The 18,175-nt window shown below is 45.3% G+C and carries 18 protein-coding genes; 11 read left to right on the forward strand and 7 right to left on the reverse strand.

Annotation, left to right across the window (positions count from 1 at the left end; all coding sequences use genetic code 11):
* Nucleotides 1-9 precede the first annotated feature (9 nt).
* The 5 genes from AC58QD_RS28185 (at nucleotide 10) to AC58QD_RS28205 (ending at nucleotide 6,838) form a co-directional block, all read left to right on the forward strand.
* Nucleotides 10-1,821: an ABC transporter ATP-binding protein gene (locus AC58QD_RS28185; RefSeq protein ID WP_497338377.1), complete on the forward strand. Its 1,812-nt coding sequence runs from the start codon at nucleotides 10-12 to the stop codon at nucleotides 1,819-1,821.
* Nucleotides 1,818-3,968 (forward strand): ABC transporter ATP-binding protein, encoded by a 2,151-nt coding sequence (locus AC58QD_RS28190; RefSeq protein WP_497338378.1) that lies wholly within the window; start codon nucleotides 1,818-1,820, stop codon nucleotides 3,966-3,968. The genes AC58QD_RS28185 and AC58QD_RS28190 overlap by 4 nt, the downstream gene beginning before the upstream one ends.
* A gap of 193 nt (nucleotides 3,969-4,161) precedes the next feature.
* Nucleotides 4,162-4,842 (forward strand): response regulator transcription factor, encoded by a 681-nt coding sequence (locus tag AC58QD_RS28195; RefSeq protein ID WP_497338379.1) that lies wholly within the window; start codon nucleotides 4,162-4,164, stop codon nucleotides 4,840-4,842.
* Complete coding sequence (locus tag AC58QD_RS28200) at nucleotides 4,839-6,215, forward strand: sensor histidine kinase (protein ID WP_497338380.1); 1,377 nt, start codon at nucleotides 4,839-4,841, stop codon at nucleotides 6,213-6,215. Before AC58QD_RS28195 ends, AC58QD_RS28200 begins: the two co-directional genes overlap by 4 nt.
* Nucleotides 6,216-6,397: 182 nt before the next feature.
* A complete protein-coding gene (locus tag AC58QD_RS28205) occupies nucleotides 6,398-6,838 on the forward strand; it encodes a hypothetical protein (RefSeq protein ID WP_497338381.1) in 441 nt (146 codons plus the stop codon).
* 127 nt (nucleotides 6,839-6,965) lie between these two features.
* Here the strand turns inward: AC58QD_RS28205 and AC58QD_RS28210 are convergent, their stop codons facing one another.
* From AC58QD_RS28210 to AC58QD_RS28225, 4 genes are all read right to left on the reverse strand, one after another.
* Nucleotides 6,966-7,955 carry a Gfo/Idh/MocA family protein gene (locus tag AC58QD_RS28210; protein ID WP_497338382.1) on the reverse strand — a complete coding sequence of 330 codons (990 nt, stop codon included), beginning with the start codon at nucleotides 7,953-7,955 and terminating at the stop codon, nucleotides 6,966-6,968.
* Nucleotides 7,956-8,041: 86 nt separating this feature from the next.
* Nucleotides 8,042-8,881, reverse strand: coding sequence for an AraC family transcriptional regulator (locus AC58QD_RS28215; protein ID WP_497338383.1), 840 nt, complete (start codon nucleotides 8,879-8,881; stop codon nucleotides 8,042-8,044).
* A gap of 264 nt (nucleotides 8,882-9,145) precedes the next feature.
* Nucleotides 9,146-10,420 (reverse strand): glycosyltransferase family 39 protein, encoded by a 1,275-nt coding sequence (locus AC58QD_RS28220; RefSeq protein ID WP_497338384.1) that lies wholly within the window; start codon nucleotides 10,418-10,420, stop codon nucleotides 9,146-9,148.
* 126 nt (nucleotides 10,421-10,546) lie between these two features.
* Nucleotides 10,547-11,161: a TrkA C-terminal domain-containing protein gene (locus AC58QD_RS28225; RefSeq protein WP_497338385.1), complete on the reverse strand. Its 615-nt coding sequence runs from the start codon at nucleotides 11,159-11,161 to the stop codon at nucleotides 10,547-10,549.
* A gap of 143 nt (nucleotides 11,162-11,304) precedes the next feature.
* Here AC58QD_RS28225 and AC58QD_RS28230 point away from each other — a divergent pair, with 143 nt between their 5' ends.
* The 3 genes from AC58QD_RS28230 to AC58QD_RS28240 are packed head-to-tail and all read left to right on the forward strand — an operon-like array spanning nucleotide 11,305 to nucleotide 13,885.
* Nucleotides 11,305-11,898, forward strand: a complete 594-nt coding sequence (locus tag AC58QD_RS28230) for a Uma2 family endonuclease (protein WP_497338386.1) — start codon at nucleotides 11,305-11,307, stop codon at nucleotides 11,896-11,898.
* Entirely contained in the window at nucleotides 11,895-13,361 is a 1,467-nt protein-coding gene (locus tag AC58QD_RS28235; protein ID WP_497338387.1) for an FAD-binding protein, read from the forward strand. The genes AC58QD_RS28230 and AC58QD_RS28235 overlap by 4 nt, the downstream gene beginning before the upstream one ends.
* Nucleotides 13,358-13,885 (forward strand): MFS transporter, encoded by a 528-nt coding sequence (locus tag AC58QD_RS28240; RefSeq protein ID WP_497338388.1) that lies wholly within the window; start codon nucleotides 13,358-13,360, stop codon nucleotides 13,883-13,885. The genes AC58QD_RS28235 and AC58QD_RS28240 overlap by 4 nt, the downstream gene beginning before the upstream one ends.
* Nucleotides 13,886-13,942: 57 nt before the next feature.
* Here the strand turns inward: AC58QD_RS28240 and gerQ are convergent, their stop codons facing one another.
* Complete coding sequence (gerQ, locus tag AC58QD_RS28245) at nucleotides 13,943-14,362, reverse strand: spore coat protein GerQ (protein ID WP_497338389.1); 420 nt, start codon at nucleotides 14,360-14,362, stop codon at nucleotides 13,943-13,945.
* A gap of 26 nt (nucleotides 14,363-14,388) precedes the next feature.
* On the reverse strand, nucleotides 14,389-14,820 hold the full coding sequence (locus AC58QD_RS28250; protein ID WP_497338390.1) for a cell wall hydrolase: 432 nt from the start codon (nucleotides 14,818-14,820) through the stop codon (nucleotides 14,389-14,391).
* A gap of 326 nt (nucleotides 14,821-15,146) precedes the next feature.
* On the opposite strand from AC58QD_RS28250, the gene cyoE reads away from it, so the two are divergent.
* The 3 genes from cyoE to AC58QD_RS28265 all read left to right on the forward strand — a co-directional run bounded on the left by cyoE (nucleotide 15,147) and on the right by AC58QD_RS28265 (nucleotide 17,768).
* A complete protein-coding gene (gene cyoE / locus AC58QD_RS28255) occupies nucleotides 15,147-16,106 on the forward strand; it encodes a heme o synthase (protein ID WP_497338391.1) in 960 nt (319 codons plus the stop codon).
* Nucleotides 16,107-16,204: 98 nt separating this feature from the next.
* Nucleotides 16,205-16,828, forward strand: coding sequence for an SCO family protein (locus tag AC58QD_RS28260; protein WP_497338392.1), 624 nt, complete (start codon nucleotides 16,205-16,207; stop codon nucleotides 16,826-16,828).
* A 16-nt stretch (nucleotides 16,829-16,844) separates the two neighbouring features.
* Nucleotides 16,845-17,768 carry an AEC family transporter gene (locus AC58QD_RS28265; RefSeq protein ID WP_497338393.1) on the forward strand — a complete coding sequence of 308 codons (924 nt, stop codon included), beginning with the start codon at nucleotides 16,845-16,847 and terminating at the stop codon, nucleotides 17,766-17,768.
* Nucleotides 17,769-17,776: 8 nt separating this feature from the next.
* On the opposite strand, the gene AC58QD_RS28270 is transcribed toward AC58QD_RS28265, so the two are convergent.
* Nucleotides 17,777-18,130, reverse strand: coding sequence for a toprim domain-containing protein (locus AC58QD_RS28270; RefSeq protein WP_497338394.1), 354 nt, complete (start codon nucleotides 18,128-18,130; stop codon nucleotides 17,777-17,779).
* Nucleotides 18,131-18,175 lie beyond the last annotated feature (45 nt).

Genomic DNA, 18,175 nt, shown 5'->3' on the forward strand with positions numbered 1-18,175 from the left:
GGAGAGCGAATGATTAGAAAAAGCATTCTGTGGGGTCATATTGTCCAGTACAGAGTTTCCTATCTTTTCGGTTTTGCATTATTGTCCATTTCTTGTGTGCTGCAGCTAGTCATTCCTAACCTGCTGGGGCGGTTTACAGATCAGTTAGAGGCATCAGAGCTTACCTATGCGGGAGCCGTCGAGATTGCCTTGTGGATGATGGCGGCAGGCTTTGGAGTTGCCTTGTTCCGATCAAGCTCGCGAATTTACTTGTTTCGCTTGTCGCGTGTGTTGGACAGAAAAGTGCGCGACGATTTGTTTCGCCATTGGGAAACCTTATCGGCCCAATATTTCAAGAACAAGCGGATCGGTGATTTAATGTCACACGCGATCAGTGACGTCAGTGTCATTCGAGAGGTGACGATGCAAGGAATTTTTAATACCTTGGAAGCGGCCTTTCTGATTTCAATCACGGTTGTCGCCATGGTTGCTTGGGTAGATCCTTACTTGACTTTGATTACCATGCTGCCCCTTCCCTTCCTCAGCCTGTTAGCCTATCGGTTCAACAAGCGCATTCAGAAGGAGTCGACCGATGTTCAGGAGACGATTGGGGACCTGACAAGCCGGGTTCAAGAGTTCGTGGCAGGAATCAGAGTCGTTAAAGCGTTCGTGCAAGAGAAAGAACAGATTCGTTTGTTCCATGAAGATAATCACAATGCGGTGAAGATGAACCGCAAGCTGGTGCGGACCAATTCCCTATTCGGAGCTTCGAGCTCAGCTGTTGTCGGCATTAGCTTCTTGATCTCGGTTATATTTGGCGGTATTCTCGTTCTGAAAAGAGTCATTACACTCGGAGAATTTGTTGCGTTTAACACTTATTTATCCTTATTGATGGGTCCGATCGAGAACTTGGGAAAAGTCGTTAATACGATGCAGCGGGGCAGAGCTTCAGAGAAAAGAATTCTTGAGATTCTGAATACGCAGCCTGATGTAGCAGATGATAATCAAGCAGATATGAGTATTAATCGGCTCGAAGGAAACATCCAAATCCGTAATTTATCGTTCCGCTATCCCGAAGCGCATACGCTTTCTCTGAAAAATATTTCTATGGATGTTCCGAAGGGAAGCAGTCTTGCTATTGTAGGCCGAGTTGGGAGCGGTAAGAGTACGCTGATAAATTTACTTATTCGTCTCTATAACCCGCCTGCGGGTACCGTGTTTATTGATGGAAGAGATATACATGAGATTCCCCTTAAGGTACTTCGTAAAGAAATCGGTATGGTGCCCCAGGATCAGTTCTTATTCTCCTCCACCATACGTGATAATATCAGCTTCGATCCGAAGCCATACAAAGACGAAGAGGTAGAGGAAGCGGCTAAGGTTGCACAGGTATATGACAACATCATTGAGTTCCCGAATCAATTCCAGACTGCGCTCGGTGAGCGTGGGATTTCTCTGTCTGGCGGGCAGCGTCAACGCGTAAGTATTGCTAGGGCGATTATCAAAAAACCAGCGGTCCTGATCTTCGATGACAGCTTGTCGGCAGTGGATACCGAGACTGAGGACCGTATTCTTGAAGGATTGAATCAGGTCATGAACGACCGTACGACGATCATTATTGGTCACCGCATTTCTTCAGTGAGAGCAGCCGATCAGATTATTGTAATGGATGAAGGAGAAATCGCAGAGCGCGGGACACATGACTCCTTACTAGAGCTGAATGGTTTGTATGCGGATATGTATCATAAACAGCTTTTGGACGAGGCTGCGAAGCAAGAGTTCATTGAGCCAGTATCGCCCGGAACGAACAAGAAAACGCTGCCGGGGGGGAAAGTCGGTTGAGCATTCATTCAGAGAAACAATTAGTGAAAGTAAAAGATTCTCAGCTAATGCGCAAAATGCTTGCTTATGTGAAGCCGCATTGGAAAATGGTCAGCTTATGTATCGTAATGGCTTTTCTCATCGTCATTACCGATTTGGCCAGACCGTATCTTATGAAGGTAGCTATTGATGATCATATTAATGGATTAAATCGGCCGATGATTACCGCTCCAGCTGAGCAGTCGGATCTGTTAAAGGATCAAGGAAAGCCATTCGAGGTCGGAACGCAGGCCTACGTGCGGTTGCCTCAGGGAAGTGAGCTCGAACAACTCCCTGCAGGGACGGAAGCTGTCCAGATCGTAGAAATACATGGGGAGCCTTACTTGATCCGGGGTGGTTGGTTAGAGGATCAGGCTGTAGCTTCGGCGAGTGTTGTGAACGATAATGGACGAGTAAGCGTCAAGACGGATCAGATGGCATATCCGGCCGAGCTGCTTACTAATGAAACCATTGATGAGTTCCATGAAAAGGATATTAGAGGTTTTCTGGTACTCGGTGTCCTGTTCCTGTCAGCTGTATTAATAGGCTCTGTGCTGAACTATTTGCAAACCAATTTCTTGCAGTATACAGGACAGCATATCATCTATAAAATTCGGCAACAGCTATTCGTTCACTTAAGCCGCATGTCCTCGTCTTATTTTGACCGCAATCCGGTTGGACGTTTAGTCGTACGGGTGACACAAGACACGGAATCATTGAACCAACTGTATTCACAAGTCGTCGTCAATCTGGTAAAAGACATCATTATTCTAATCGGTGTTCTCGGGATTATGTTCCATTTGAACGTTCGCCTGACCTTGCTCATGCTAGTGGTGATGCCGCTCTTATTCGGGATGACGTTCTGGTATAGGATGGTTGTGCGTGAAGCGCAGCGTACAATGAGGCTTTTGCTGGCTCGTCTGAACTCGTTCCTGGCTGAGAATTTATCCGGTATTCGCATTACGCAAATGTTCATTAGGGAGCAGAAGCAATGGGAGCAATTCGATGACCTGAATACGCAGCATTACAAAGCCGGCATGCGAGGAACGGTCATTAACTCGGTGTTCCAGCCTGCTATTGGTTTCCTGGGAAACCTGGCGATCGCGCTGCTGATCTGGTATGGGGGCGCGAGCGTATTGGAAGGCTCGATTACATTTGGTATCGTGTATGCCTTTACCCATTATGCAAGGCAGTTCTTCAACCCACTGATGAGCTTGGCGGAGAAATACAATCAGATCCAGACCGCAATGGTCGGAGCCGAGCGCATATTCGACATGTTAGGCGAGAAGCCGGCCATCGTCGATAGCGAGAACACCAAGCCTCTGCCCAGTGCAGTACGTGGTGAGATTGTGTTCGAGAATGTATGGTTCGCTTACAATGAAGAAGAGTGGGTACTAAGAGATGTAAGCTTCCGAATTGAGCCCGGGCAGACGATTGCTTTCGTAGGGGCAACTGGAGCGGGGAAGAGCTCGATCATCCAACTGATCAATCGTTTCTACGACATCCAGAAGGGAACGATCAAGCTGGATGGTATCGACATTAAGGATATTCCATTAGAACAATTAAGGCGAACGGTCAGCATCGTGCAGCAGGATGTATTCCTGTTCACTGGCGATATTGCCTCTAATATTCGTTTGAATGAGTCATCGATCTCAGATGAGCAGGTCAAGGAGGCGGCCAGAATGGTGAATATGACCTCTTTCATTGACAAGCAGCCGCTAGGATTTGCTACACGGCTTGGTGAGCGCGGTGTGAATTTATCTCTTGGTCAGCGTCAACTGCTGTCATTCGCTCGTGCTGTTGTTTTCAAGCCGGAGATTCTGATTCTGGATGAAGCCACATCGAACATTGATACAGAAACGGAATTGGTTGTACAGGATGCGCTTAAGTCTATATCGAAGAATCGCACTACGCTGATCGTGGCTCACCGCTTATCCACGATTCAGCATGCGGATCAAATCATTGTGATGCACAAAGGAAAAGTGCGTGAGATCGGGAATCACTACCAATTGCTCGCGGTAAAAGGGTATTACTTCCGATTGTTTGAGCTTCAGTACAAGGATCAACGTTCTGACCGCGAAGCGGCTGCAACCGTTGATTCGCGTCAGATATCTGCCGGGGCAGGCTGATGAGTAGAAACAAAGACCGTCATGATGAACTCCGAACAAACTTATAGTAGACTTGTCGAAAGCGAAGACCTGTTAAAAGGAATCTTCGCTTTTTTTGTCTATCCAACTATTCAAGCAGGAAGTCAGATGGCTAACCTTACTTAGGGAATGGTACTATATAGTTCATAGCAGTTTATAGGGAAGGTGTACAGGATTGAATACGCATATATTAGTAGTAGATGATGAACCGAACATTCGGGAACTGCTGAGCCTTGTATTGAAGAGGGAAGGTTATGTGGTGCTTGAAGCAGAGAATGGGGAGCAGGGCTCGGCTATAATGGAGCAGGAGCTGGTCCATCTGGCGGTGGTGGATGTAATGATGCCAGGAAAGAATGGCTGGGAGCTATGCGAGGAAATACGAAGGTACTATGATATACCGGTCATTATGCTAACGGCGAGAGGTGAGATTGTGGATAAAGAGAAAGGGTTCCTGTCAGGAACGGATGATTATATGGTCAAGCCATTTGAACCGAAAGAGCTCTTGATCCGGATCAAAGCATTGCTGCGCCGTTATCGGATCCTCTCATCCGAAGTATTGCGATTGAATGAAACTTCTATTGACCGCAACAGCTATGAGGTAAAGAAAGGGGAGAAGGTGCTCACACTACCTTTGAAGGAATTCGAGCTGCTGTCGCAATTAGCAAGTCATCCAGGGCGTATTTATACACGTGAGCAATTGTTGCAGCAAATATGGGGAACCGATTATGAAGGCGACAGTCGGACGATCGATGTGCATATCAAACGGCTGCGCGAGAGGTTCGCAGATCGAACGGATGATTTCATCATCACGACGGTACGCGGGCTAGGATACAAGCTTGAGGTGCAAGGGGTATGAGATCGCTGTATGTAAGGATCGTCGTTACGTTCGTGCTTATTTCATTAGTCAGCGGGCTGATGGCTTTGTTTCTGACTAATTTATATTATGTCGAGAAGCTGAAGGGATATAACGAGAGCCATATTATGGACATTGCCGAGGAAATACGGACGTTATATGAAAAAACACCGTCTCTGGATCTAGGGGAATATTTAGCCCACATCGGGAATATGGGTTTTCAAATCTATTCTGTCGATGACCAGCAGAATGGCAAGTTTTATGGTGTTCCGTTCAAACACCAGCATATCAATAACGAGCAGATCGAACGGGTTCTTCTAGGTGAAATATATAACGGCTTGTCCGAAGATCGGAATCTGCTTATGATTACGAGCTTGTTCGAGAGCAGCATAATGAACAGCATCGGAATTCCAGTTATCTCGCAGGGGAACCATTACGCTGTATTCATACGTCCGAATATGGAGCAGCAAATCGGTGTAGTGAGAATAGTACTAGGGTTGTTGTTAGGTGCGAGTTTTTTGTTAAACATCCTTTTTATTTTCATTTCAACCCGGTATATTGTTATGCCTGTGAAAAAGCTGACTGAGGCTACGAATAGAATCGTTAGAGGCGACTACAACATTAAGATGGATATTGCCCGGCGTGACGAATTAGGCAATCTGGCCCTGCATTTTGCGCAAATGGCAAGATCGCTTAAGCAACTCGATGAGATGAGGCAAGAGTTCGTTGCTAACGTGTCCCACGAAATTCAAACACCTTTAACCTCGATCCAAGGTTTCTCCCAGGCAATACTTGAACGAAGCGTTACGCCTGACGAAGAGTTGCGCTACATGCATATCATTGAAGAGGAGAGCAGGCGTCTATCTTCCTTGAGTAAACAGCTTTTAACTCTTGCAACATTGGATAAGGAAGAACATATTTTGAAGCCAACCTCTTACAGACTGGACGAGCAGATTCGCCAAGTATTAATTGTGACAGAGTGGCAGTGGTCGGACAAACAATTAAGGGTGGAGCTTGATCTGCCGGAAATCGTAATTACAGCGGATTATGGACTGCTGCATCAAGTGTGGCTCAATCTGATCTCGAATAGCATTAAATTCTCAAGGAAAGGCGATACCATTCGGATCGGAATACAAATCAATAACGAGCTTGAAGTCGAAATCACCGATACAGGTCTAGGTATTTCTGAAGCAGAGCTTCCCTACATATTCGATAGGTTCTATAAGGCGGATAAAGCAAGGAATCGCAAACTTTCAGGGAGCGGGTTAGGACTTTCTATCGTTACTAAGATTGTAGACATGCATCAAGGAAGTGTAGACGTACAAAGTCAGCTCGGAGTTGGCACAACCTTCATTGTGAAGCTGCCGCGACTGTAACATTCCGTTCATCCTGCGTTCATATTCCTGTCCTACACTTGGATTGTAGAGAGACAGGAGGTATGACAGACAACAATGATTAATCTTATAACGAAGATCGGCCGATTGACTGCTTATATTAATTTTAACGAATTCTAGTAAAGAGCGTAATATAAATAAGGATGGTGAAGGAGGAAGATTCGATGTTTGAAGTAATGCTATTCTTACACCTGGTAGGCTTGTTAATATGGGTAGGTTCCTTGCTAACGATGATGGTAGTCATGTCTTATTTGAAGAACAAGACTATATCTACAGAGCTTGGCGCGCTTGCCAAGCATTCCATTCGAATAAGCGGCATGCTGGCTCACCCCGCAGCTGTAATTGTGCTTATTAGCGGGATTATTATGCTAGTAACGATGGAACTGGGAGCAGATCGCCCGCTGTGGCTGCTGATTATGGAACGCGGGGGAGGAATGATTATCCTGGTTGCTCTTGTGCTTACGGGTATTTTCGGTCGAAAGGTTAAGCAAAGGCTGACTGCCAACGATGGATCTATCATCAAGTTTTCTGGGTTCGTCCCCGTCATGACTGGCATTCTGCTCTCTATTATTGGTGTCGTATTTGTTGTAAGCATGAGAATATAAAAAGCTAACATTTACAACCAAAGGTAAAACATGGTACAGACTAATTCAAAAAAGAACGAACCTTCAATTCCACTTAGAAGACGTGGTTTTAGTAGGTTCGTTCTTTTATATGTGCTTCTATAAAAGTTTATCGTTCCGCTTCTGCTAGGGCTAAGGGCGAATATCCTGCTGCAGCATAGATAGACTCGGTGAGCTGCAATACCTTCAGCGCATACTCTCCAGGAACTGCAATCTCGCAATTGCCCCGAACGGCATTCACGAAGCTTAGGTCCGTACTGGTTGTTGCAGCAGGCAGCTCTGGTACGATTGGGTCAGCACCGTTCCGACGAAGCACGATTTTGCCGTTGTCATAGAAGATGCCTCCTTCTTCACCAATGAAGGCATACGTCTCTGAGAACATCGCTGCCGGTGATTTGCCAATAATGTTCAGACTGCCTATCGGCCCTTCGGCAAAACGAATGGAGGTAAACGTGTCAATCTCCACGGGAGAGCCTTGATCGTGCATCTGGGTTGTGACCGACTGCGGGGTAAGATCAGTCGTCCATAGCAGAACATCGATAATGTGACTGCCTGAATCCATAAGCATGCCGCCGCCGGACAATGACGGGTTTTGCCGCCATGTTCCCGCCTGCGAATCTTTCCAGTCCTGATATAGTGTAGCGGTCACAGATGTGAGGCGTCCAATTGCCCCGTCGGCAATCGCTTGCCGTATATACATAAAATGGGGGATGAAATGCCTCTGGAATGAGACTTGAAGTACTTTTCCAGCCTGTTCGGCCTGAGCGATCAGTCGTTCCGTGTCAGCGGACGTGCAAGTTAAAGGTTTTTCGACCAGTACATGCTTCCCTGCCGCCAGCACATCCGAGGCATGCCGATAATGAAGCGTATGCGGCGAACAGATGATTACCGCGTCCAATTCGCTTTGTTCCAGCATCTCCTCGTGACTGGCGAATTCAGATGCGTGATCCAATGCGAATTTTTGCTTAAGCATCTGCCTGCTGAGCTCGCTTGGATCAGACAGTGCTACAATTTGTACGTTCTCGATACTTTGCAGATTCTTCACGTGAGTATGAGCAATATTGCCCGTACCGATCATGCCGATGCGTATGGATTCCATATCCAACACCCCTTAGGTAATGTGTATTTCACTGTTTCTAACCTAGTATACGAAACACGGGGCTTGCTGTATTGGTCTCAACCCGTCTAATAATTGTGCAAAAGGCGCTCTCGGAACTGCGAAGGAGAGTGACCGAACGCATTACGGAATGCCCGGCTGAAGGAATTAATAGAGTCGTACTGCATGATGGCAGCGATTTCGGTTATACTGTGATTTCCTTCTCTGAGCAGATCTTTTGCTTTATGCCATTTTCTTTTGGTAAAGTAGCTGCGAAGGCTGTCCCCGGTTTCCCTAGAGAACTGATGGGATAAGTAGGAGAGGCTATAACCAAGCGCATTGGACACCTCTACCAAATCTTTTATTTGCAGCAGTCGGTCATCGATATAATGGATCGCGGAGTATACGACTCTCTTAGCTGCATTGTCGAATCCTTCTCCAGGGTATTTGGCCTCCCAATCAGAGAAAAAATTACGGTACATCAACACCAATATTTGCTCCAGATACACTTGAAGCATAGTGTCAGAAAATCGGCTTGCACTGCTAAGTTCCTTAAGTGCGTTCATGAACGGAGCTCGAATATCCAGACGATCGCGGCACCAAGGGGTTTGGGTATGATCCATCATATTGCGAATATGTAAGAAAGAGTTATCCTCATCCCCGGTTGAATTAAAATGAAAGCCTAAATAGTAATATCGAAACGGGTTCGAAGGATCGACTCCCCCTTGATGGATTTCCTGGGGCTTGCCTATATAGATATCACCTGGTTGAAGATCTGTACGGTTACCGTTGGTGGCAAACCATCCTTGACCCGATACAATATAGGAGATTTCATAACACGGCTGTGTATGGGGATCCAGAATGAAACCGGAATCGCAGATCAAGTCGCCTATCTGATAGAGGGAGATGGCCCTGAATTGCATTTGCATGGGAGCATGCGTGCAGTCAAATTGAAAGCGTCGAAAGCCAGGGACACTCGAAATTTTTGTAACACTGGAAGCACACATCATTCTTAACTCCTTTCCAACTCTAGCCGTTCTCTCTTCGTTCAACACGTAACTCTCTATGCTACCTATTATACAGCGAAAGGCTTTGTGCAGGGGGTAATATATATGACTTGGGAAAACAAAAAAACAGGGCCTGTCAACAGGCTCCTGCTTTTTGTCGTTTGTATATTGCGATTCTCGTCATTCTTATTGCCCGGGGGTAACATCTGTCAATTTCTTGCGATCCCATAGCTTTCGAGCATATTTGCGGACCGTGTAAATCACTAATCGAATAATGCTGTCTGCGCCGTATGCAGCGGCTATGGCAAGAAAGGGAACGGCTGGAGCCTTGTAGCGGTACATACCGTCAATGAAGAAGGCGATACAAAATACAAAAACGGAGAGAATGATAAACCATACGATGGACACCTTGCGGAATACCCCGTTGATAAAGGCAGAAAGGGTACCGATCCCGAACAGAAGCCAAGGCAGCATATTCCAGAAAAATTTCTTGAGTCCAACAATGTTGGTTACATCAATTCTCCACACCCATAAGCCGAGGAAGGCAAAGGCCCTCTTGGCATATAGGATCAATACGTGATCCCAATTGTTAATTAGAAAGCTGAGAATCAAGCTGTTAAAGATGTTAATCGTATAGTCCGGTCTGAAGAAATGATCGTACCGAGTGGGATGATCATATATCCAGCCTTTGGCATACACATTGTAAAGTACCATTTTGGCATTAAACTGAATGGAATGAATAAAGGGTGAAAGCATCTGTCCCGCTAGAATATAAGCTAAGACGGCAATCGCAACCGTGAAGACGCCTCCAACTGCATATTTATGTTTTTTTATGAAGGTGAATATTGCGCGTTTGTCCATCCTGAATACGTAATAGATCATAATAAAGAATATCGTCAACAGGCCGGTTGGCCGGAATACGCATAAGTACAAAGCAGAGAGTACGAAAAGCCATTTATATATCTTCTTCTCGGATTCAAGACTCTTGAGAAGAAAATATACACATAAGAGCAGGAGGCTTATAAAGAAGCTGTCCGTAAGAATGTATGTGGACCATAAAGTAATCTCCCAAGAATACGCATATAGCAGGGAAGCAATAATTGCGGTTGTTTTATTGAACAGCATGTTGGAAATTTTGAACACAAGAATAACGCAAAGACTTGCAACTACGGTCTGAACGAATAGAATCGCAACAGGTTCTTTAAAAATAGCCAGTAGGATGGTGAGTAAAATATTATACCCGAAGTACAGAATGTCGTTCATATGAAGATTCAAATCAAAATCGGCAAGCATAGAACGGGCATACGTAAGGTACCACTGACTGTCAGCAGAGTCAGGGAATCCTTTGCCGGAATTTTTGAGGAAGAAGTAATACCTTAGTCGAACCCAGAGAGATAGCGCAATAAGCGGAATAAGGTAAACAAAATCGTGATTCTTATACTTATGAAATAGCTGAACCATGTGCACTACCCCAAGTTCTTAAGTTAGTTTGTATAGGACTAAAGATGCATTATTTCTACTATAGCAAATGAATATGATACTGACAATCCTTAAGGTTAACTTAAGTTGTTAGTTCAAAATAATGAATCAAGGTCTGTTGATATAGAGCTCTGTGCGCTCTTGGACTTGCCCTTCTCCTACCACTACAAGGATATCGTTCTGCCTAAGAATAACGTGAGGACCTGGTGAAATGGACACCTCTGTGTTTCGGCGCAGCGCCACGATTGTTGCTCCGGTATGCTGCCATATCTGGAGGTGGGCTATCGTCTTCCCAATTGCAGGCGAATGCTCACTCACTTTGATTTCCATAGGGTGGTATGGCTTCAGATTCTGCATGCGATCCGATGCATGAATGATCTCCGAAATAAGCGCTTCAAACTTGCTGTCGACTTCCTTCTTTTGCATCATTAACTGCTGAAGATCTTGCTTCAAAGAATATACGGACTCCAGGTATTTGTTACGGCTAATATAGGCAGCTGCAAGCTGATCCGATACGATTGTGATTTCCTTTCCTTGTGAGACGGAGACAATATTTTCGTTTTTCAACAAACTAACCGCTTTGCGAATCGTTTCAGGTGAGACATGATACTGGCTTGCGAGCAGAGAACGTCCCGAGATCTTGCTCTCCACAGGGAGCTCTCCTCTAACGATTCTATGAGCGATATCAAGTGCTATAGATTTGTAACCGGTCGACTCTGGCATGTTCTAATCCTGCCCCCGTTTATATGTATTCATACGAATTTGGAAATATTAACTGCCATTTATGCACGCTTTCATAGTATAACATCCCATACTCGATGAGTTATAATATTAATATAAATTTATATCGGGAGTGGGTTCCGCTTATGAATGAGGAGAATAGGAAGTCAAACAAAACAGAGATTGTCCATGAGCAGCCTATGACCTACAATGACTATGCGGCAAGAGAGGACGACGGAAATCGATACGAGCTTGCAGATGGAAAATTGGAGCTAATGAGTCCCGGGCCGCCAATTAATCATCAATTTTTTATAAAGGAGCTCTATTCGAGACTTACACAGTCCTGCAATTCACAATACTTTGTTATGTTTGCTCCATTGGATGTCATTCTTAGCCCGACGGAAGTGAGGCAACCGGATATTATGATGGTTCATCGGAGCCGTATCCATATATTAAGTCAGAGAGGGATTGAAGGGCCGCCCGATCTCGTCGTTGAAATCATATCCCCCTCTACAGTAAAACGAGATCGTCTCGATAAGCATATCGTGTATGCGCGTTATGGCATTCCCGAATATTGGCTCGCTGACCCCGCTAACGGAGCACTCGAGCAGTATGTACTAACACAAGAAGCTTATAGGCTTGCTCATGTCTACTCAGGCGATGAAACGATATGTTCTGAGAAATTGCCTTGTGTTTCCTTTACTATGATGGAAATCTTGCAGCTCATCCCGGATGTATGAAGAAACTATCCATCAGCAAAGCAGTCTCCCTGTCGCTCTTACTGGTAGTTTGTCTATATGTCTACTTCGCCCATAATACGTCTGATCAGGATCCGTACCTGATTACGGATTACAGCAGGCTGCATCCGGTAAAAGTCGAACGGGTTGTGAGAGGGAAGGAGGAAGCGCAGTTAATAGCTTTGGTGAAGGAAGCGCGCGAGAACAATTTGAAGCTGTCCATAGCCGGTCAAAGGCACAGTCAGGGAGGACACACCTACTACAAGGACGGTATTGTAGTCGATATGACTCCGTTTCATCAAATTCTCTCCTTCGATTCCGCACAGAAGACGATCCGTGTTCAAACAGGGGCTACGTGGAAGGACATTCAGGATTATATTAATCCTAACGGGCTGTCAGTCAAAACCATGCAATCTCAGAATATATTCACAGTCGGCGGTTCTATCAGTATTAACGCACATGGTCGGGATATCAGGAACGGATCTTTGATCAAAAGCGTGGAATCGTTCCGGTTGCTAATGGCAGATGGCCAGGTCAAGCAGGTTAGCCGAACGGAGAATGCGGAGCTGTTCCCTCTTGCTTTAGGCGGATTCGGGTTGTTCGGCATTCTATTAGATGTAACCTTGTCATTAACGGATGACGAGGTGTACGCTGTGTCTCTTGCTGATACGAATGTAGAGAGCTACAGCGAATATTTTATCAGCACGGTTCTGACAGACCCTGACATCCGAATGCACATAGCTCGTATATCTGTTGCGCCTGATAACTTTCTAACGGATATGTATGCGTTGAACTATTCCGTTGATCGAACAGTTGAGCTAGGGAATCATAACAAGCTCGCTATAAGAGAGAAGGGTGTCGGGATCAGCAAGCTTCTTTTTAATCTCAACCGGACGTTTGACTGGGGAAAGAATGCATTCTGGAAACTGCAGCACTATCATTTCTCCAATCAGGATGTGCAGGAGCGGATTAGCCGCAATAATGCGATGAGGTCAGAATCCACTTTTATGGAATACAGAGCAGCTGGACGCAACGATCTATTACAGGAGTACTTTGTTCCGGTGAACGAATTTGCCGGCTTTATGAAGAATCTACGGGAACTTATGCTGGAGGAAGAGGATTTGGATCTCCTTAATATCACGGTTCGGTATGTGAATGAGGATAAGGAAGCTGTTCTGTCTTACGCAAAAGAGGACATGTTCGCGCTTGTTTTTCTGTTTAACATGCCTTTATCGGACAAGGGGCAAGCAAGAAGCAAGGAGAGTATCGAGCGGATTCTGGACCTGCTTATTTCCCATAAAGGAACTTATTACTTGCCCTATGCACCTTTTCCTACCGTGGAACAATTCCGAACCGTGTACCCGCATTATAAGCAATTTTTAGATAAGAAACTTATGTATGATCCGGTGCAGCTTTTTATCAATTATTTCTATGAACAATATATAGGGGAGGCCGCATCCAAATGAATTTCAAGTGGCTTATTCGATCTCAGAGCGTATTTACGCTGGCGGCAGGTATGATCTACCCTTATTACTTGCTGTTCTTGAAAAATCTTGGTAACAGCTACTCCAAGTACGGGCTCGCGTTTGCTGTGTTTACCATCAGCTCAGCGATCGTTTCCCAGTGGATCGCACCTAAGCTCGATCAGAACGGACGTAAGATCCTAATAGGGAGCGCTCTAGGCATGATGGGGGCCATGTTAAGCTTCCCTTGGGTTATGAGTTATACTGGAGTGATTGTGCTGCAGCTTGTGATTGGGGCTTGCAGTGCGATGCAGCGCATGAGTGAGCGACTGCTGTTAGCCGATAATACGGAACAAGGCGCAAGAGGGGAAGCGATAGGGAGTTATCACTTTTGGACTTCTGTTGCTTCCGGATTTGCGGTTATAGCCGGGGGTTACCTGATTGACTGGCTTACCATTGATGTTTTGTTCTACACCAGTGCGCTCTTGTATGGAGCTAGCGCGTGGCTCGTGTGGCGGCGGAGCTGAACAACAGCCAAAGACCTCTGAAGCGATAGGCTTCAGAGGTCTCTTCAAAGGTTCGGATTAACGGAAGGGATACGTGTAGTTGAGCTCTTCGTCGAATGTAATGTAGTCCAAATTGACCATGAGAAGCAAGTAACGCATGCCGGTAGTGGGGTCGGACACAATGATATGGTCACGTCCTGCTGCTTCGAGTCTGCCTTTGACGATTTGGGCGTTCCATTCCTTATTGTTCTCGTAGGTCATGTACAAGGTAGCCATTTTACCCAGGTTCAAACGCAAAATATTCTCAATGTACGACTCCTCCGCTGGAAGTGGTGCTGAAGGAGCCGTGGTGGCTGGCATTGTCTGTGTGCTCGGCAAGTAACTGCCGCTTGGTGTAAGAGGACCACCTGCTGTTGGATAATGGGCTTGAGGTTGTTGGTACATCGGATACATGAATTGCGGGTTTGGATTCCCCCGATAAGTGTTATAACAGGACATAATGTATAAAAGCCTCCTCTGTGGGATTAATAAGTTTTGTAGACTTCGGGACAGTCTTCATTAGTGGGTGCGAAGAAACAGTGTGCCTTGAAACGACCGGTGTTCGGCTGATTGTACCATGTACTGGGGCAGTCGCCGCTTGGACGGTAAAACCATAAGGCATTGCTGGCTGGATGTACACGTTCGCCATCAATAACCCGCTTTGCAAGACGAATGTCCTTTTCACGTGCTTTTTGATAGAAATAGCCTTTTACAGTGGCTTCGAAGCCGCCGGGCCGTTGAAAGACCATATCTTCAATCGACCTGATGTCTTTGAAATCCATACAATTGCTCTTCACTCGATTCACTCCGACATTGCCAACCATCAGCATGCCTTGTTCGCCTTCGCCTTCTGCTTCAGCACGCATCAGACGTGCTAGCGTTTTGACGTGCTCGGAGTTAGCTTTGATGACTGCCATGTTCTGCTTTGTCACTTCCCTTTCCGTAATCGGATCATTAGTCTAGGCTAAAACCACATGATCATCATATTGGGCGGGTTGCAGATTGGTGACAGTTTTCTGAAATAAGTACAAAATCTTCGATATCGACGCAGTGTTCGACAATTTTATGAATTCGTACCCGCTTTTATTGTAAAAACAAAGGCAGGTTGATATGATAAGTAAGGCGCTTTTCTTGAACAAATCATAAGATATGGCTTTCGAAGTGCCTTTTTTCGAAAAATTATTATAGATTATGCTTTCTCGAAGTCACTTTCCTTCGAAAAGGTAGAGGAGGATACAAAATAATGGACAAACAGCTCCAGATGAATGGGACCATAAGCGTTGACGAGCAAGTTGCGCTTGAGTCACAAGAGCTGCTCGAACCTGTTCGCAAAGCAACAATCAGAGACTATGTAAACTTAGCGAAGCCGGGTATTCTGTTCTCTAATTTAATAGCAGCATTCGGAGGCTATTGGGTTGCATGGGGTGCATCAGGCGAAGCGTTTAATCTTATCACTCTGCTGTTCACTATGGTGGGAACCGCGCTGGTAATGGCTTCGGGCTGTGTTCTTAACAATTATTTAGATCGCGACATGGATACGAAGATGACTCGGACGAAGAAACGCGCTCTTCCGACAGGTGTAGTAAGTCCGAATCAAGTGTTAACCTACGGAATTGTGCTCGGTGTAATAGGCTTAACCCTATTGGTGTTTTTCGCTAATCTGCTTGCGGCGCTTCTTGGTGTCGTTGGGTTATTCGTATACGTCTGGATTTATACGGCTTGGTTGAAGCGCACCTCCACACTCAGTACAACGATTGGTGCGATCTCAGGCGCTATGCCTCCTGTAATCGGCTACTGTGCTGTTTCGGAGACATTGGATGCAGGGGCTTGGATCCTGTTCGGAATCTTGTTTCTATGGCAACCGCCTCACTTCTGGGCTCTCGGTATGCGTCGTAAGGAAGAATATCGAGCAGCGGGCTATCCGCTTCTTCCAGTAGTTCACGGCAATTATGTAACCAAAATCCACATGATGCGTTTTCTGATTATGCTGGTGCCTGTTTCCCTTATGCTTTACTTATACCAGTACGTTGGAGAGATCTACTTGTTAACGGCTGTTATTCTTGGTTTGATCTGGCTGTACCTGGGCTTGATCGGATTCAAAGCTAAGGATGATGACGAATGGGCGAAGAAAATGTTTGTTTACTCCATTAACTACTTGCCAATATTGTTCATTGTTATGATTCTGGATACGATTCGGGTGTAAGCTTCTTGGAATCGTGCAGTGGTTTGTAATGTCCCATGGACCTTCATGGGCTTCTTTTTTTAAACGGATCAAAATTCACTTATAGAGGAGGGTCTGTAATGCAGGAATTTATTACTAAGCATTGGTTCAAAGGGGTTGCTGCCGCCGCTATCATCGCTATAGCTGCTGTTCTTATTCTGAATACGACCGATGTGGGTGCTTCGAAGCTGCCTGTTATCAAGAAAGCGACGGATTTCACGCTCGAGAGCGCGGACGGGGGACAAGTTAGTCTGAATGATGCTAATGGTAAAGTAAGGCTGGTTTATTTCTTCTGGTCCACTTGTCCGGACATATGCCAACCTACAACCTATGAATTATCCAAGGTGAAGCAGGAGCTGGAGAAGGAAGGATTGATGGGGAAAGACGTGATGATGTATTCGATCTCGTTTGATCCAGTGAGAGATACAGCCAAGCAGCTGGAGACGTACTCGGCCAAATTCCAAAAAGATTCGACGAATTGGAAGTTTCTAAGAGGCGAAGAGAAGGCTATGAAGGATTTGGCCAATGCATATGCGGTCAGTGTTCTTAAAGGTCCCGACGGCGCGTTCATTCATACGAATTCCATCGCGCTTCTCGATAGAGAGGGTAACATAAGAAAGTATATCAGTTCAAAGGATGCAGGAGATATTATAGATTACAAGGAAGTCGTTGAGGTCGTGACTCAGTTAAGTAAGGCTAAATAGAAGCGAGGAACTTAAGGTGTCTTACTTTGTTCATATACTACTCAATAATGTAGTCCCACTCAGTCTTATGATTGCAGTGGGCGTTTTGTTACAGATCCTTTTTAAATTAGATATTCGGACTTTATCCAAATTGAATTTTTACTTATTCTCCCCTTGTATTATGTTCCTTATGCTGTATGAATCGGCTATCACGTTATCCATCATGCTGCAAGTATTGCTGTTTTTTAGCGTATTCTTCCTGGCATCTTATGCATTGATGGAAATCATAATGAGGATTCGGCGATATCACGCAGGAATGAAAAGCGCTATGCGAAACAGCGTATTGTTCTATAATAGCGCCAATTACGCGATTCCCTTGAACCAGCTTGTTTTCGTTAACGATCCATTTACTTTGTCGATCCAGATCATTATTATGATGATGCAGAGCTTGCTTCCCAACACCTATGGGATCTATAGCGTCAACTCGCATCGTATGAAGCTGAAGGATACCTTGAAGGTCATAGCGAGCATGCCGACTATATATGTCATTCCGCTTGCTTTAATTATGCGTTGGCTGGATGTGCCGATTCCGCATCCGATCTATATAACCATTAATTACGTAGCCAGCGCTTTTATTGCGACTGCGCTTCTCACCCTTGGCGTTCAGTTGGGCGGGATGAAATGGAAGCTCCAGCTATCGGATGTAGTCCTGTCAAATGTAATGAGATTATGTGTCGGGCCCGTATTAGGATTCCTGATCGTATGGGCATTCGGGATCGAAGGGGATATGGCAAAAGCGCTTGTGCTGTCCTGTTCGGTGCCAACCTCACTCAGCAGCGTCCTGTTAGCTGTTGAATTCGACAATGAGCCGGAATTTGCGTCTCAGGCTGTATTCTCCTCAACTGTATTCAGCATTTTCACAGTAACTATCGTTATTTATTTGCTGCAGTTTATTGGTTGATGGAGAGTTTATTGGGGGACAGAATCAAGAGGCGGGTATTGGATAAAAGGATCCAGTCCCGCTTTTTCCAATTGTTGAATGATATATTCATCTGGCGTTCCTTCCACCCCTGCGTAGCCTTTACGCGTATAGATCTGTTCTGCATCCGGATAGGTGTCACGCAATATGGCACGTATTCGCTTGCCAGAAGGATCATTGTCTGTAAAGAGGAACACTTCTCGATCACCGATCTGTTTCTTCAGCCTATCAAGTTTCTCGACACTTAACGTTCCGTATGTACAAACAATCATAATCGAGTCAGACAAAAGCCGTCTAAGACGGCTTTTGTCATTCTTCCCTTCGACAATAATAGCGATTGACATGTAAGATCACCCTGAATATGTTCATATTGTTGTTGTATTGTTATT

Source organism: Paenibacillus sp. J2R1T-4 (assembly GCF_059692235.1).

Coding starts and splice junctions, on each gene's coding strand:
- AC58QD_RS28185 (WP_497338377.1), top strand. CDS start 10: ATGATTAGAAAAAGCATTCTGTGGGGTCATATTGTCCAGTACAGAGTT.
- AC58QD_RS28200 (WP_497338380.1), top strand. CDS start 4,839: ATGAGATCGCTGTATGTAAGGATCGTCGTTACGTTCGTGCTTATTTCA.
- AC58QD_RS28205 (WP_497338381.1), top strand. CDS start 6,398: ATGTTTGAAGTAATGCTATTCTTACACCTGGTAGGCTTGTTAATATGG.
- AC58QD_RS28210 (WP_497338382.1), bottom strand. CDS start 7,955: ATGGAATCCATACGCATCGGCATGATCGGTACGGGCAATATTGCTCAT.
- AC58QD_RS28215 (WP_497338383.1), bottom strand. CDS start 8,881: ATGCAAATGCAATTCAGGGCCATCTCCCTCTATCAGATAGGCGACTTG.
- AC58QD_RS28220 (WP_497338384.1), bottom strand. CDS start 10,420: ATGGTTCAGCTATTTCATAAGTATAAGAATCACGATTTTGTTTACCTT.
- AC58QD_RS28225 (WP_497338385.1), bottom strand. CDS start 11,161: ATGCCAGAGTCGACCGGTTACAAATCTATAGCACTTGATATCGCTCAT.
- AC58QD_RS28230 (WP_497338386.1), top strand. CDS start 11,305: ATGAATGAGGAGAATAGGAAGTCAAACAAAACAGAGATTGTCCATGAG.
- AC58QD_RS28235 (WP_497338387.1), top strand. CDS start 11,895: ATGAAGAAACTATCCATCAGCAAAGCAGTCTCCCTGTCGCTCTTACTG.
- AC58QD_RS28240 (WP_497338388.1), top strand. CDS start 13,358: ATGAATTTCAAGTGGCTTATTCGATCTCAGAGCGTATTTACGCTGGCG.
- gerQ (WP_497338389.1), bottom strand. CDS start 14,362: ATGTCCTGTTATAACACTTATCGGGGGAATCCAAACCCGCAATTCATG.
- AC58QD_RS28250 (WP_497338390.1), bottom strand. CDS start 14,820: ATGGCAGTCATCAAAGCTAACTCCGAGCACGTCAAAACGCTAGCACGT.
- cyoE (WP_497338391.1), top strand. CDS start 15,147: ATGGACAAACAGCTCCAGATGAATGGGACCATAAGCGTTGACGAGCAA.
- AC58QD_RS28260 (WP_497338392.1), top strand. CDS start 16,205: ATGCAGGAATTTATTACTAAGCATTGGTTCAAAGGGGTTGCTGCCGCC.
- AC58QD_RS28270 (WP_497338394.1), bottom strand. CDS start 18,130: ATGTCAATCGCTATTATTGTCGAAGGGAAGAATGACAAAAGCCGTCTT.